The organism is Oxalobacter paraformigenes, assembly GCF_000158475.2.
In the GTDB taxonomy this organism is placed as follows: domain Bacteria; phylum Pseudomonadota; class Gammaproteobacteria; order Burkholderiales; family Burkholderiaceae_D; genus Oxalobacter; species Oxalobacter paraformigenes.
On record NZ_KI392031.1, the window covers coordinates 1,688,123 to 1,701,334 of the forward strand.

The following is a 13,212-nucleotide window of genomic DNA, read 5'->3' on the forward strand; positions in this document are numbered from 1 at the left end:
TCAGTATGTTTATCAGGACTGCATATTGGCTTTGGCGTAATCGACGGCCTGCTGAACGGTCGTGATTTTTTCAGCCTGTTCGTCCGGAATTTCAATTTCGAATTCGTCTTCAAGCGCCATGACGAGTTCTACAGTATCAAGCGAATCGGCACCCAGATCGTCAACGAAGGACGATTCCAGTTTGATTTCATCTTCGGCAACTCCCAATTGCTCAGCAACGATTTTCTTTACACGTTGTTCGATATCGGACATTTCTTGGCTCCAGTTATTTAAAAAAGACAAATTTTCAGAAAAAGTGCGCGCATTTTAGCAGGTTTGCGCAAAAAAATTCACTGCACAGGTTAAGTTCCGGCTCAAGTGAAAATAATTATAGACAAAAATCCGTTTGCAAACGATCCTTCCGGTTCAGTTCATGAACATGCCGCCGTTTACATGCAACACGGTTCCCGTAATGTAAGCTGCCTGCGGCGACGCCAGAAACGCGGCAGCGGCCGCCACATCCTCGGGACTGCCGAACCGCGACAACGGGATCTGTTTCAGCAAATTCGCCGTGACCTCCTCGCCCAGCGACTTCGTCATATCCGTGTCGATAAATCCGGGCGCAATACAGTTGACGGTAATATTGCGGCTGCCGACTTCCCGCGCCAGCGCACGGCTCATGCTTTCGACACCTGCCTTGGAAGCGGCATAATTCATCTGTCCGGCATTGCCGATAGACCCGACGACCGAGGTAATATTGATGATGCGCCCTTCCTTGGCTCTCATCATGCCGCGCAGGACGGCCCGTGACAGCCTGGCAACGGCAGTCAGGTTGACCGCGATAACCTTGTCCCACTCTTCATCTTTCATGCGCATGGCCAGCTGGTCCTGCGTGATACCGGCATTATTTACAAGAATGTGAATGGCGCCGAATTCTTTCTGGATTTCATCAACGATCTGACGCGAGCGATCGGCATCGCTGACATCCAGAACGACACCTTTTCCGGCATCAGGCCGGATTTCGCCCAGATCTTGCGTAATATGTTCCGCTCCCGCTTCGGAAGTCGCCGTTCCGATGACGGTAGCCCCATGTCTGGCGAGTTCAAGCGCAATCGCATGCCCGATTCCCCGGGAAGCGCCGGTAACCAGTGCAATTTTTCCCTTCAGATTCTGTTCGCTCATTTCAGCGCCTCCAGCATTTTGTCAAGCGAAGCCTGATCGACGATGGCATCGCCGGTCAACGAACCGTTGATCCGTTTGCACAGACCGGCCAGAACCTTGCCGGGTCCGCACTCAACGATATGCGTAATGCCCATATCAGCCATTTTCTCGATCGTTTCAACCCAGCGAACCGGGCTGGCAGCCTGGCGAACCAGTGCATCCTTGATAGCTTGCGGCTCATCCAATATCGCGACATCCACATTGTTGATCAACGGGATTTGCGGCGCAGAGAACGTCAGATCGGCCATATATTCGGCCAGACGATCGGAAGCCGGTTTCAGCAGGGAGGAATGGAAGGGAGCTGACACCGGCAGCATCAGGGCACGTTTGGCACCTTTGGCCTTTGCCGCGTCACAAGCGCGAGCCAATGCCGTCTTGTGACCGGCAATAACGATCTGGGTCGGCGAATTGAAGTTGGCCGGTTCGACCACTTCATTCTGGGCCGCTTCCTGACAGGCTTCTTTCAAGGCCTCGCTTCCCAAACCGATAATGGCCGCCATGCCGCCAATTCCCACAGGAACCGCCTCCTGCATGGCTTTGGCGCGGAACCGGACCAGATTGACGGCATCCCGGAAAGGAATGACGCCGGCGGCAACCAGTGCGGAAAACTCGCCCAGACTGTGGCCGGCAATGACTTCCGGCACCGCTCCACCCGCTGCAATCCAGGCCCGGTAAAAGGCAACGGACGCCGTCAGCATGACAGGCTGGGTATTGGTCGTCAGATCCAGTTCTTCCTTGGGTCCTTCGGCAATCAGTTTGCCCAGATCGAAGCCAAGCGCTTCCGACGCTTCGGCAACTGTTTCCTGTACAACAGCATTGTCTGCAAAGCCGTTCAGCATTCCGACGGCCTGGGAACCTTGTCCCGGAAAAACGAAAGCAAATTTAGGCATGGGTAATCTGTCTCTTCTTTTAATCGTCAAATGGTGAGTGGGTTACATTTTTACCAGAACGGCGCCCCAGGTCAGGCCGCCTCCGATCGCAGCCAGCAGAAGATTCTGTCCTGCCTTGATGCGACCGTCACGGACTCCGGTATCAATAGCCAGCGGAATGGATGCCGCCGACGTATTGCCGTGCTGATCGACGGTGACAATAATTTTTTCAGAGGGAATATCCAGCTTTTTGGCTGAACTTTGCATAATCCGGAGGTTGGCCTGATGCGGAACCATCCAGTCAACATCGGTATTTTTCAGTCCGGCTTTTTCCAGTGCTTCCATGCCGACCTTGTCCAGCCAGGTGACAGCCAGTTTGAAAACTGCCTTGCCATCCATGTAAACGAAGGCCTTGCCTTCAATGGCGCCGTTGTTCAGCTTGCCCGGCAAACTCAGAATATCGCCATAGTGACCATCGGCATGCAGTGCCGTGGACAGGATACCCGGCTCGTCGGAGGCTGACAAAACAACCGCGCCGGCACCGTCACCGAACAGAACGCACGTCGTCCTGTCCTGGTAATCGATAATGCGCGAATAGGTTTCCGCACCGACGACCAGTACTTTCCGGTAAACGCCTGCCCGGATAAAACTGTCGGCGACCGACAAGGCGTACAGAAAGCCGCTGCACACCGCCTGCATGTCGAATGCCGCGCAATTGCTGGTAATGCCCAGTTTCTTTTGCACCATGCAGGCCGTACTCGGAAAACCGCCCAAAAAATCGGGAGTCGATGTCGCCACAATAATCAATTCGATATCGTTGGCTTCGCACTTTGCCATCTCCAGCGCCTTCCCTGCCGCCTTGGCCCCCAGATCACTGGAATTGACGCCCTGATCCGCGTAATGCCGGGCCAATATGCCGCTGCGGGTTCTGATCCATTCATCTGAAGTTTCGACTCCCCTTTCCGCCAGCATGGCCGCCAGTTCATCGTTGGTAACACGTTTTGGGGGCAGATAGCTGCCGGTACCGATTATTTTGCCGTAGATGGTCATACTGTTTCTTGTTCCTGTATCCCGTTTTCTTTTTTGATTTTTTCCGCTGCCTGATGATCCTTTGAATTCTGAAGCAATTCCGCCATGGTGGTCGATATTCTCAACAGGACGGAACGTTTCACGGCCTCATGCGCACGCTTGATAGCACATTCGTAGGCGTATGCATCCGCGCTGCCATGGCTTTTGAACACCAGTCCGCGCAACCCAAGCATGCAAGCGCCATTGAATCTCGAGGGATTGAGGCGCTGCCGGATCGTTTTCAGGGCTTTTCCCGCAAGCAGCGCACCCAGACCGTTCAAAAGACTGCTTCTGAATTCAGATACCAGTACATTCCGGAAAAAACGTCCCAGCCCTTCAATCGCCTTGAGCGTCACGTTGCCGGTAAACCCGTCACAGACAACGACATCGCACGTTCCCTCGAATATATCGTTGCCTTCCACATTGCCACAGAAATTAAGTGTACCATTCTCGTGTTCGGTATGGAGCAACTCACCGGCTTTTTTTACCACCTCGTTTCCCTTGATGGATTCCGTACCGACATTTAAAAGCCCTATTTTCGGACGTGGATTCCCCTCGATATTGGCAAACAGGGCTGACCCCATCAAAGCGAACTGATGCAGGTGTTCCGCCGCACAATCCACGTTGGCGCCCAGATCCAGGACATAGGTGGGGCCGTTTTTCTGATTCGGCAAAATGGCGCAAATAGCGGGACGGTCAACCCCAGGCATGGTTTTCAGAAGATAACGTGAAATAGCCATCAGGGCACCGGTATTGCCGGCGGAAACACAGGCATCGGCTTCCCCGTTTCTTACCATCTGAATGGCAACACGCATCGACGAATCCTTTTTCCTCCGCAGGGCGATTTCAATCGGATCGTCCATCCGGACGACCTCGGAAGCGTTTCTGACGGTGATGCGAGGATGATTTTCGGCCCTGTTTTTCTTCAGTTCCGCTTCGATCAGATCCTTTTGCCCGACAAGAATAAGTTGTGCAGCCCTTTCCTGCCCAAGAAAGGCAAGAGACGCCGGAACCGTTACACCCAGCCCGTGATCTCCGCCCATGCAATCAATTGAAATTCTTACAGTTTCTGTTTCGTTCTCAAGCACGCTCAAACCGGATTTTTTGTCCGCCTCCGTACGATACCTAGTCACGCAAAAAAATAGAAATAAAAAAGGCGCCAGGTACTGAACCTATTGCGCCATTGATTTCATCAGCATTCCAAATGCTTACTGATCGTTTTTGGTGTTCAACACTTTTTTGCCACGATAAAAACCGCTAGGGCTGATATGATGGCGGCGATGTTTCTCACCCGACGTCGGCTCGACAGAAAGCTGGACAGTTTCCAGCGAATCGTGCGAACGATGCATACCGCGTTTTGAAGGCGATTTCTTGTTTTGTTGGACTGCCATAATTACTCCTGAATCAAAATTTCGAAAATTCTAACACATCCATTTTGTTATATTGTTACAAAATGGAAATCCATCCCTTTTTTGTTGTCATCTTTTTCTTTTCAGTTCGCTCAAAACCGAAAAAGGCGACTCACGCTTTTCTTTTTGCCCTTCCAGCGACGAATCCGGGCAAACGTCATGCCTGGCAGACAATGGCAAAGCCAAAAGCGCCTCGTCTTCCACCAGATCCATCACCTCCACCTTTCCATCTGTCACAACGACTTCGACAGCCTCTTCATCGTCAAGCGAAGCCTCGATTTCATCCGCCTCTTCTTCCGTTTGGGCAACCATCACAGCAGTAGTGGAATCCAGATCGAAAGCCAGCGAATCCAGACACCGCTGGCACACCAGATTGATATGGCCGGCTACCTTCAGCAAAAGCTGTGGCTTTTGATGACTATTTAGGGAACCCGACACTTTCCAGGCCAGTTCTCCCGATTGGTCGGCGCAAACGGAAACCAGTCTTTTCAGTTCGGATACCGGAATATGCCCTTCAAGGATTTCGTTGTTTTTACAAAACTCGAACGGATCGATCAGACAAGAATTCATAGCCCGGCAGGAGCGTAAAATTCATAATTTTAACAACAATATTCCTTATCCGTCAAAGCTTTAGTACACTATTTCACATTTAAGACACTGATTACCCGATATGACTCCCGATTCTTCCCCACTGCTCATTCTGGCTTCCTCATCCAAATACAGAAAGGAATTGCTCTCCAGACTGGGCTTGCCTTTTGTTACCGCCAGTCCCGATATCGACGAAACGCCTTTTCCGCACGAAAAACCGCATGAAACCGCCCTGCGGCTCGCCTGCCTGAAAGCGCTGGCTATCGGCAGACAGTATCCGGATGCGATCGTTATCGGCTCAGACCAGGTCGCCGAATGTGCAGGAGAGCCTATTGGGAAACCGGGTTCTTTCGAACGGGCATTCGAACAGCTGAAAAAAATGCGCGGCAAAGAAGTGCGTTTTCATACGGCACTATGCGTCCGGAACGGACGTGACAGCCGTCCTGACGACACCCTGCAAAAAAAGACCGTGGAAACCGCGGTTACTTTCCGCAATCTGCCTGATGCGGAGCTTGAAGCCTATCTGAAAACCGAGGAGCCTTACGATTGCGCGGGCAGCGCAAAAAACGAAGCGCTCGGGATCGTTTTGCTTGAAAAAATCGAAAGCGACGATCCAACCGCCCTGACCGGCTTGCCGCTGATCGCCTTGACGACCATGCTGCGCCAGTGCGGGCTGTCCTTCTTTCCACAGGTGTTCCGATGAAGGCCGGCATTTTATATCTGGTTCCCAACACATTGGGCGACGACAGGAGCATTACCGCCTTATCCAGCCTTATCCCGGAATCCGTCGGTAAAATAACCGCCGCACTCGATTATTTCATTGTGGAAAACGCCAAATCCGCACGTGCCCATTTGAAGAGAGTGGCGGAAATTTACCCCTTGAAGCATCCCCTCCAGCAAATCGGAATGGCTGAACTGAATGTCAGAACGGATCGAAAAACGCTTCCGGACTTACTGGATCCGATACTGGCGGGAAAAAACGCGGGCCTGATTTCGGAAGCCGGCGTACCGGCAGTCGCGGATCCAGGCGCCGATCTGGTCAGACTCGCTCATGAAAAAGGCATCGTCGTCAAACCGCTGGTAGGGCCTTCCTCACTCCTGCTTGCCCTGATGGCCAGCGGATTGAATGGGCAAAGCTTCGCTTTCAATGGCTATCTCCCCACTGACCCGGAACAGCGTCAGCATCGCATCCGTTCGCTGGAAAAACGATCCCGCCACGATCGCCAGACCCAGATGTTCATCGAAACCCCATACCGGAATGAAGCGCTGTTGAAAGCGTTGTGCGATTCCTGTCATCCGGATACGCGTCTTTGCGTGGCCACGCATATAACCTTAAGCGATGAATCGGTAGAGACCTTTTCCATATCGTTCTGGAAAAAACGGCTGGAAAAAGGGCAGCTTCCCGACTTCCAGAGGAAACCGACCGTTTTCCTCTTCCTGGCCACTTAAGGCAACATTCCGCTTTGCGCCAGGCGATGGGACAGCTGGAAACCGGACGACTCCGGCAATACTATGCTCACCGGCACTCAGGAATTGCCGCCAATGCCTGTTTCCAGCGTAAAACCGGCTCCGGAATCCTGCTTTAATGCCGAGACCAGGCAAGGCATGGTTTCCTGCAAGGACTCGGCCAGTTTCCATGGCGGATTGACGACAAACATGCCGCTTGAAACAAAACCGAAACCATCCGGCACCGGCGAACCGGTACTTAGGGTGACATCCAGCCACTCCTGTGAGACTGTCTGTTTCAAACGGCTTGCAAACCGGCGCGACTCGGGTCTTTGAAGCAAGGGATACCAGATCAGACAGGTTCCTGTTGAAAACCGTTTTAACGCATCCGACACAACGTCGACGACCTTGCGGTAGTCCGATTTGTCTTCATAAGGAGGGTCGATCAAAATCACTGCCCTTCTGGAAGGAGGAGGCAACAAGGCTTTCAAAGAGGAAAAACCGTCTTTCCTTTCAACCAGTACCCTTTTGCCCCGTTCCGGCCGGGAACGGGTGTTAGACTCTCCCGATTTCAGCAGTCCCCTGAAATTTTCGTCCAGAACACGACACTCCGCCGGATGCCATTCAAACAGACGTAACCGGTCATGACTCCGCAATATCCTTTCGGCAATGTATGGAGAACCCGGATAAAACCGCAGCTTTCCATCCGGATTCATGTCGTAAACGAGCTTCAGATAATCCCTTACCGCTGGGGGCACTGTTTTTTTCCCCCACAGTCTGGCGATACCGGATTGGAACTCGGCGTTTTTTCGCGCCTCGTTTCCCTCCAGCGAATAAACCCCGGCTCCGGAATGGGTATCGATATAAAACAGCGAGGCTTCTTTCCGGATGGCATACAAAAGCACCTGCATCAGTACGACATGTTTCAAAACATCGGCATGATTGCCCGCATGAAAAGCGTGCCGGTAACTGAACATGGCAACCCCTTGGCAAATAAAATGATGAAAGCGGGTATTGTAACGTTCCTTCAATTGAAAATCCGGATGATTCTCCCTAAAACTGTTCAAGAAACAGGTTCGCCGCTCTGGATAAACGTTTCTCTTTCTTCCAAATGATGGCAGAAGCCGATTGAAGCTCGCAACCGGCGATACTCACCCTGTGAAAGTCTTCAGAAGGCCTGACAGACAAAGTCGATTCCGGCAATATGGCCAGACCCAACCCTTTTTCGACAAGAGCCAAAATGGCGGAAATATTGTCGCTTTCGCAGACGATGTTGGTTGCAATACCCTTCGATTTCATTTCATCAACCACCATGTCGTGGCAATAAATACCAGCCTGCCGATGCATCAGTATCAACGGGATATCGGCCAGCTCTTCCAGTACGAGACTGTTCCGGGACGACCAGTTCCTGTCATCCTGGCGGGATACGACAACCCAGGATTCCGTCAATAACGGCTTTGATTCATAAGCGCCTGCCGGAACGGGAAGACGGACTATGCCGAATTCAATCACATCGGATTCAAGGAGCTCAAGAATACGGAAAGTATTGCCTTCTCTCCAGTGGAAACGGACATAAGGATACGCTTCATGAAAACGCCGGATACGTTCGGGAAAATAAAGATTCCCCAATGCAGGAGGGCTGCCGATGGCCAAAATCCCGTTAACGCCGAATTCGACATCTTTTGCCTCATCGGCAGCCGCCCGCAACATTCCCAATATCTGTTCTGCACGCTGATAAAAAACATGCCCGGCCCGTGTCAGTGAAAGGCTGCGTGTTGTCCGGTCAATCAGTTTGACACCGAGTTCTTCTTCCAGAAGCTTGAGCTGATAACTTAACGGAGGCTGCGCAATATGCAGCCGCTGTGCGGCCCGGCTGATTTGTCCCTCTTCGGCAATAGCGCAAAAATACCGTAACTGACGTATATCCATTTAATTCACCATCTATATATTTATAGTATTTATTCTAAACAAAAAAAGTATTTTTTATATAAATATTGCCTGTGTATACTGATATCCATTCCTTTCCATTTTGATCTTTTTGCATAAAACACAGGGAGACGGGGTCATGAAAAAAATCTGTATATTCGGGGCAGGCGCAATCGGCGGCTATCTGGCTGTCGAACTGGCTCTTGCAGGTAATGAAGTCTGCGCTATCGCGCGCGGAGCCCATCTTGAAGCCATCAGAAAAAACGGACTGACACTTTTGATTGGCGGACAAGAGAAAAACGTCAAGTTACCGGCCAGCGACAATCCGGCGGACTTTGGCCCACAGGATTATGTCATCTGCGCGCTGAAAGCGCATCAGTCGCATGAATCCGCTGCCCAGTTCGCTCCCTTGCTGGGACCCGATACGGCCATGGTAACAGCCATGAACGGCATCCCATGGTGGTATTTCTACAAGGAAGGCGGCAAATTTGAAGGACGTCATCTTGAATCGGTCGATGCAGGCGCCAGACAGTGGAATCTTATCGGGCCGGAGCGGGCTATCGGGTGTGTCGTCGATCCGGCCTGTGAAGTTATCGCGCCCGGCGTGATCGAACACCACGAATTCAACCGTTTCATTCTGGGTGAACCGGACGGAAGCGAATCGGAACGCGTGAAAATCCTTTCCGACGTCATGAAAGCGGCCAATTTCGATGCGCCTGTCCGGGACGCCATCCGCTGGAACGTCTGGCTGAAATTATGGGGAAATGTCTGTTTCAATCCGATCAGCGCCCTGACGCATGCCACGCTCGACCAGATTACTTCAGGAGCCTTGCGGGAAGTCTGCAAAAAAGCGATTTACGAAGCGAAAGCCGTGACAGAAGCGCTGAACATTTTCATTCCGGAAGAAATGATAGAAAGACGTCTGAATATTGCCGGCAAAGCAGTCGGTCATAAAATGTCCATGCTTCAGGATCTGGAACGAAACCGTTCCATGGAAATCGACGCGCTTGTCACAGCCGTACAGGAACTGGGACGGCTGACCCATGTACCGACGCCGACCATAGACCTTCTTCTGGCTCTGGTGCAGGAAAGAGGCCGGCAGGCCGGTCTTTACTGATTTTTGCAAGGGACGGATGGTCTTTTCACCCTGTAAAAGATCATCCGTCTTTTTCTCCAGCCCCACCAATCAGGTGTTTCTTGCCGCCTGTTCACCCTCTGTCAAATCCGCTTCTTTTTGATTTATTTGAACTTATTTGCCTTCAACCAAACGAAAATATAGGAAATTTTCCCCGTCAACGCTTGCGGTTCCTATCGCATGCCGATTATCATACGTATGTGCGTCACTGACGCATTTCATCCTTTGAATGAGGCTACATTATGCAAAAATTTCTGGCTGCCTTTTTCGTTATTGCAGGTTTTACGCTTCCCCTGACTTATGGAGCCGCCCAGGCAAAACCCGCAAACAAAACCAAAAGTGTCAAGAAACCGGTCAAGAAGACGGTAAGCAAAACGCAAACTCCCCAGGATTCCCCGCAAGAAGCGGAAGTCGTCAACGTAGCGGGATTGACCGGATCGCAATATAATTGCGAACTCGGCAACAAGTTTACGGTTTACAAAAAATCCGACGATCCGAGTTATATCAATCTGCAGTGGCGAAACAAGATGCACCGTATGCTTCGTACCGCAACCACAACCGGTGCCGACCGTTACGAAGACAGGCAAACCGGACTGGTCTGGATCAATATCCCTGCAAAAAGCATGCTGCTGGATATCAAAAAAGGAAGCCAGTTGGCCAATGAATGCCGTAACCCGGAACAAAGAAAAGCGCTGGCGGCGGCAAAACCGAATTAACCCGTTATTTTGTAACTGTTTTTTGTTTTAGTATGATTAATGGATGGCCCTTGGAGGGCCATTCGTTTTGGAGTTTTCATGTCTCATTTCTTTAAGAATACCGTTAAAACCTTTCCCGTTTCCCCTCGAAAGCAAGGCCATTTTTATTCGATCCCCGCATTGGGAAAAGAACTCGGCCACGATCTGTCCCGTTTGCCGGTTTCCATCCGCATCGTACTTGAATCGGTCTTGCGCAATTGCGACGGCAAAAAAATAACTGAAGAACACGTTCGTCAACTCGCGAACTGGAAACCGCAGGAAGAACGCACCAATGAAATTCCTTTTGTTGTCGCGCGTGTGATCCTGCAAGACTTTACCGGCATTCCTCTTCTGGTCGATCTGGCAGCCATGAGAAATGTGGCAGTCCGTACCGGAAAAAACCCCAAACAGATCGAACCGCTGGTTCCGGTCGATCTGGTCGTCGACCATTCCGTCCAGATTGACCATTTCCGTCAGGAAAATGCGCTTGATCTCAACATGAAACTGGAATTCGATCGCAACCGTGAAAGATACCAGTTCATGAAATGGGGCATGCAGGCTTTCGACACCTTCGGTGTGGTTCCGCCGGGTTTCGGAATCGTCCATCAGGTCAACATGGAATATCTCGCTCGCGGAGTCCACCAGAAAAACGATCCGGAACTCGGTGAAATCTACTATCCCGATACGCTGGTCGGCACCGATTCCCATACGACCATGATTAACGGGGTTGGCGTCGTTGGCTGGGGTGTCGGCGGCATCGAAGCCGAAGCGGGCATGCTTGGCCAGCCGGTCTATTTCCTGACTCCCGACGTTATCGGCATGAATCTGACCGGAAAATTGCGGGAAGGCTGTACCGCCACCGACCTGGTACTGACTATTACCGAACGGTTGCGCAAGGAAAAGGTCGTCGGCAAATTCGTTGAATTTTTTGGAGAAGGCGCCGCTTCGCTCTCTGCCACCGACCGTGCGACAATCGCCAATATGGCGCCGGAATACGGGGCAACCATCGGTTTCTTCCCTGTCGATGATGCCACTATCCGTTATTTCCGGAATACCGGCCGTACCGAAGAAGAAGTCTCTGCACTGGAATCGTATTTCAAGGCGCAACAGCTGTACGGCATTCCGAAGGCCGGCCAGATCGATTACACACGGGTCGTCAATCTCGACCTCGGCAGTGTTACGGCTTCCGTTGCGGGTCCCAGACGGCCGCAAGACCGCATTGAACTCGGCAATCTGAAAAACCGCTTTACCGAACTTTTCAGCCTGCCCGTATCGGAAGGCGGATTCAACAAGCAAGGAACCGATCTCGCCATCTCTTACCGGACTTCCGATGACGTTGAACTGCACAATGGCGACATTCTGATCGCGGCTATTACGTCCTGCACCAACACCAGCAATCCGGCTGTTCTGCTGGCGGCAGGCCTTCTGGCCAAAAAAGCGGTTGAAGCCGGACTCCGTGTTTCGCCCCATATCAAAACCTCTCTCGCGCCCGGATCGAGAATGGTTACCGAATATCTTCAAAAAGCCGGATTATTGCCTTATCTGGAAAAACTCGGTTTCACGGTCGCCGCCTACGGTTGCACAACCTGTATCGGCAATGCCGGCGACCTGACGCCTGCCATGAATGAAGCTATCGCGAAAAACGACGTCGTGGCAGCGGCCGTCCTGTCAGGAAACCGGAACTTCGAGGCCCGCATCCATCCCAACATTCGCGCCAATTTCCTGGCTTCGCCTCCGCTGGTCGTCGCTTACGCCATTGCAGGAAACGTTACCCGCGATCTCACAACGGAACCGCTCGGCAAGGGCAAAGACGGCAACGACATTTATCTGAACGATATCTGGCCAACCTCTCACGAAGTCGCTGAACTTGTTCCGCTGGCACTTGACGCACCGGCTTTCCGGAAAAATTACGGTGATATCAAAACAGCGCCCGGCGAACTCTGGCAAAAAATTTCCGGTTTTGCGACAGGCGACGTTTACGACTGGCCCCAATCGACTTACATTGCCGAACCGCCTTTCTTTAATGACTTTGTCATGGAAGCGGGTCCGGCTTCGGCCCATATCGCGGGAGCGCGCGCGCTGGCGATTTTCGGCGATTCGATTACCACAGATCATATTTCCCCTGCCGGTTCGATTCAGGAAAAAAGTCCGGCCGGGCAATGGCTCCTGGAACATGGCATTTCCAAAGCCAACTTCAATTCCTTCGGTTCGCGTCGCGGCAACCATGAAGTCATGATGCGTGGTACCTTCGGCAATGTCCGCATCAAAAACCTGATGTTGCCTGCAGCGGCAGATGGCGGCCGTCGTGAAGGCGGGTATACCCTGCATCAGCCTGACGGAAAAGAAATGTCGATATTCGATGCCGCCATGCGCTATCAGCAGGAAAAAGTGCCGACCATCGTTATCGGAGGTGAAGAATACGGCACGGGCTCTTCCCGCGACTGGGCAGCCAAAGGAACTCAACTGCTGGGCGTCAAAGCGGTTATCGCACGTTCGTTCGAACGGATTCACCGTTCGAATCTGGTCGGCATGGCGGTTCTTCCGCTCCAGTTTACCGGTAACGATACTGCCGAATCGCTGGGACTGCGTGGCGACGAAACATTCGATCTTTTGGGGCTGGACGACATTCAGCCTCTACAGGAAGCGACGCTCGTCATTCACCGGGCGGACGGCAGTTCCCGAAATGTCCCGTTACTGCTTCGTATCGATACGCCTATCGAAGTGGACTATTTCCGGCACGGCGGTATTCTGCCCTATGTTTTAAGGCAATTGCTCGCCAGCTGATCCATTATAAAAAAGGGGCGGCAAAGCTGTCCCTTTTTTATATCTTTGTGCGT

The 13,212-nt window shown here is 52.0% G+C and carries 14 protein-coding genes; 5 read left to right on the forward strand and 9 right to left on the reverse strand.

Annotated features, from left to right (window positions below; all coding sequences use genetic code 11):
• Positions 1 to 12: 12 nt before the first annotated feature.
• The 7 genes from acpP to OFAG_RS12175 all read right to left on the reverse strand — a co-directional run bounded on the left by acpP (position 13) and on the right by OFAG_RS12175 (position 5,116).
• Positions 13 to 252, reverse strand: a complete 240-nt coding sequence (acpP, locus tag OFAG_RS12145) for an acyl carrier protein (protein ID WP_005875666.1) — start codon at positions 250 to 252, stop codon at positions 13 to 15.
• Between the two features lie 153 nt (positions 253 to 405).
• Entirely contained in the window at positions 406 to 1,161 is a 756-nt protein-coding gene (gene fabG, locus OFAG_RS12150; protein WP_005875665.1) for a 3-oxoacyl-ACP reductase FabG, read from the reverse strand.
• The gene (gene fabD / locus OFAG_RS12155) at positions 1,158 to 2,090 is read right to left on the reverse strand and encodes an ACP S-malonyltransferase (RefSeq protein ID WP_005875664.1); all 933 of its coding nucleotides are present in this window, start codon (positions 2,088 to 2,090) and stop codon (positions 1,158 to 1,160) included. Before fabD ends, fabG begins: the two co-directional genes overlap by 4 nt.
• Before the next feature lie 42 nt (positions 2,091 to 2,132).
• Complete coding sequence (locus OFAG_RS12160) at positions 2,133 to 3,119, reverse strand: beta-ketoacyl-ACP synthase III (protein ID WP_005875663.1); 987 nt, start codon at positions 3,117 to 3,119, stop codon at positions 2,133 to 2,135.
• Entirely contained in the window at positions 3,116 to 4,225 is a 1,110-nt protein-coding gene (gene plsX / locus OFAG_RS12165) for a phosphate acyltransferase PlsX (RefSeq protein WP_261798471.1), read from the reverse strand. The genes OFAG_RS12160 and plsX overlap by 4 nt, the downstream gene beginning before the upstream one ends.
• 120 nt (positions 4,226 to 4,345) lie before the next feature.
• Positions 4,346 to 4,528, reverse strand: a complete 183-nt coding sequence (gene rpmF, locus OFAG_RS12170) for a 50S ribosomal protein L32 (RefSeq protein ID WP_005875661.1) — start codon at positions 4,526 to 4,528, stop codon at positions 4,346 to 4,348.
• Between the two features lie 87 nt (positions 4,529 to 4,615).
• Entirely contained in the window at positions 4,616 to 5,116 is a 501-nt protein-coding gene (locus OFAG_RS12175) for a YceD family protein (protein WP_005875660.1), read from the reverse strand.
• Positions 5,117 to 5,216: 100 nt separating this feature from the next.
• Here OFAG_RS12175 and OFAG_RS12180 point away from each other — a divergent pair, with 100 nt between their 5' ends.
• Positions 5,217 to 5,837: a Maf family nucleotide pyrophosphatase gene (locus tag OFAG_RS12180; RefSeq protein ID WP_005875659.1), complete on the forward strand. Its 621-nt coding sequence runs from the start codon at positions 5,217 to 5,219 to the stop codon at positions 5,835 to 5,837.
• Positions 5,834 to 6,583 (forward strand): SAM-dependent methyltransferase, encoded by a 750-nt coding sequence (locus OFAG_RS12185; protein WP_005875658.1) that lies wholly within the window; start codon positions 5,834 to 5,836, stop codon positions 6,581 to 6,583. The genes OFAG_RS12180 and OFAG_RS12185 overlap by 4 nt, the downstream gene beginning before the upstream one ends.
• 77 nt (positions 6,584 to 6,660) lie before the next feature.
• Here the strand turns inward: OFAG_RS12185 and OFAG_RS12190 are convergent, their stop codons facing one another.
• Positions 6,661 to 7,557, reverse strand: coding sequence for a 23S rRNA (adenine(2030)-N(6))-methyltransferase RlmJ (locus OFAG_RS12190; protein ID WP_005875657.1), 897 nt, complete (start codon positions 7,555 to 7,557; stop codon positions 6,661 to 6,663).
• A 76-nt stretch (positions 7,558 to 7,633) separates the two neighbouring features.
• Positions 7,634 to 8,509 (reverse strand): LysR family transcriptional regulator, encoded by an 876-nt coding sequence (locus OFAG_RS12195; protein ID WP_005875655.1) that lies wholly within the window; start codon positions 8,507 to 8,509, stop codon positions 7,634 to 7,636.
• Positions 8,510 to 8,645: 136 nt separating this feature from the next.
• Here OFAG_RS12195 and OFAG_RS12200 point away from each other — a divergent pair, with 136 nt between their 5' ends.
• The 3 genes from OFAG_RS12200 to acnA all read left to right on the forward strand — a co-directional run bounded on the left by OFAG_RS12200 (position 8,646) and on the right by acnA (position 13,159).
• The gene (locus tag OFAG_RS12200) at positions 8,646 to 9,623 is read left to right on the forward strand and encodes a 2-dehydropantoate 2-reductase (RefSeq protein WP_020995352.1); all 978 of its coding nucleotides are present in this window, start codon (positions 8,646 to 8,648) and stop codon (positions 9,621 to 9,623) included.
• Between the two features lie 260 nt (positions 9,624 to 9,883).
• A complete protein-coding gene (locus OFAG_RS12205; RefSeq protein WP_005875652.1) occupies positions 9,884 to 10,357 on the forward strand; it encodes a hypothetical protein in 474 nt (157 codons plus the stop codon).
• Positions 10,358 to 10,435: 78 nt separating this feature from the next.
• Positions 10,436 to 13,159: an aconitate hydratase AcnA gene (gene acnA, locus OFAG_RS12210; protein WP_005875651.1), complete on the forward strand. Its 2,724-nt coding sequence runs from the start codon at positions 10,436 to 10,438 to the stop codon at positions 13,157 to 13,159.
• Positions 13,160 to 13,212: the final 53 nt, after the last annotated feature.

Excerpts from the sequence above, each read along its gene's own strand:
- OFAG_RS12190 (WP_005875657.1), bottom strand. The coding sequence starts at position 7,557 with ATGTTCAGTTACCGGCACGCTTTTCATGCGGGCAATCATGCCGATGTT.
- acnA (WP_005875651.1), top strand. The coding sequence starts at position 10,436 with ATGTCTCATTTCTTTAAGAATACCGTTAAAACCTTTCCCGTTTCCCCT.
- acpP (WP_005875666.1), bottom strand. The coding sequence starts at position 252 with ATGTCCGATATCGAACAACGTGTAAAGAAAATCGTTGCTGAGCAATTG.
- OFAG_RS12160 (WP_005875663.1), bottom strand. The coding sequence starts at position 3,119 with ATGACCATCTACGGCAAAATAATCGGTACCGGCAGCTATCTGCCCCCA.
- rpmF (WP_005875661.1), bottom strand. The coding sequence starts at position 4,528 with ATGGCAGTCCAACAAAACAAGAAATCGCCTTCAAAACGCGGTATGCAT.
- OFAG_RS12185 (WP_005875658.1), top strand. The coding sequence starts at position 5,834 with ATGAAGGCCGGCATTTTATATCTGGTTCCCAACACATTGGGCGACGAC.
- OFAG_RS12180 (WP_005875659.1), top strand. The coding sequence starts at position 5,217 with ATGACTCCCGATTCTTCCCCACTGCTCATTCTGGCTTCCTCATCCAAA.
- fabD (WP_005875664.1), bottom strand. The coding sequence starts at position 2,090 with ATGCCTAAATTTGCTTTCGTTTTTCCGGGACAAGGTTCCCAGGCCGTC.
- OFAG_RS12200 (WP_020995352.1), top strand. The coding sequence starts at position 8,646 with ATGAAAAAAATCTGTATATTCGGGGCAGGCGCAATCGGCGGCTATCTG.
- OFAG_RS12175 (WP_005875660.1), bottom strand. The coding sequence starts at position 5,116 with ATGAATTCTTGTCTGATCGATCCGTTCGAGTTTTGTAAAAACAACGAA.
- OFAG_RS12195 (WP_005875655.1), bottom strand. The coding sequence starts at position 8,509 with ATGGATATACGTCAGTTACGGTATTTTTGCGCTATTGCCGAAGAGGGA.
- fabG (WP_005875665.1), bottom strand. The coding sequence starts at position 1,161 with ATGAGCGAACAGAATCTGAAGGGAAAAATTGCACTGGTTACCGGCGCT.
- OFAG_RS12205 (WP_005875652.1), top strand. The coding sequence starts at position 9,884 with ATGCAAAAATTTCTGGCTGCCTTTTTCGTTATTGCAGGTTTTACGCTT.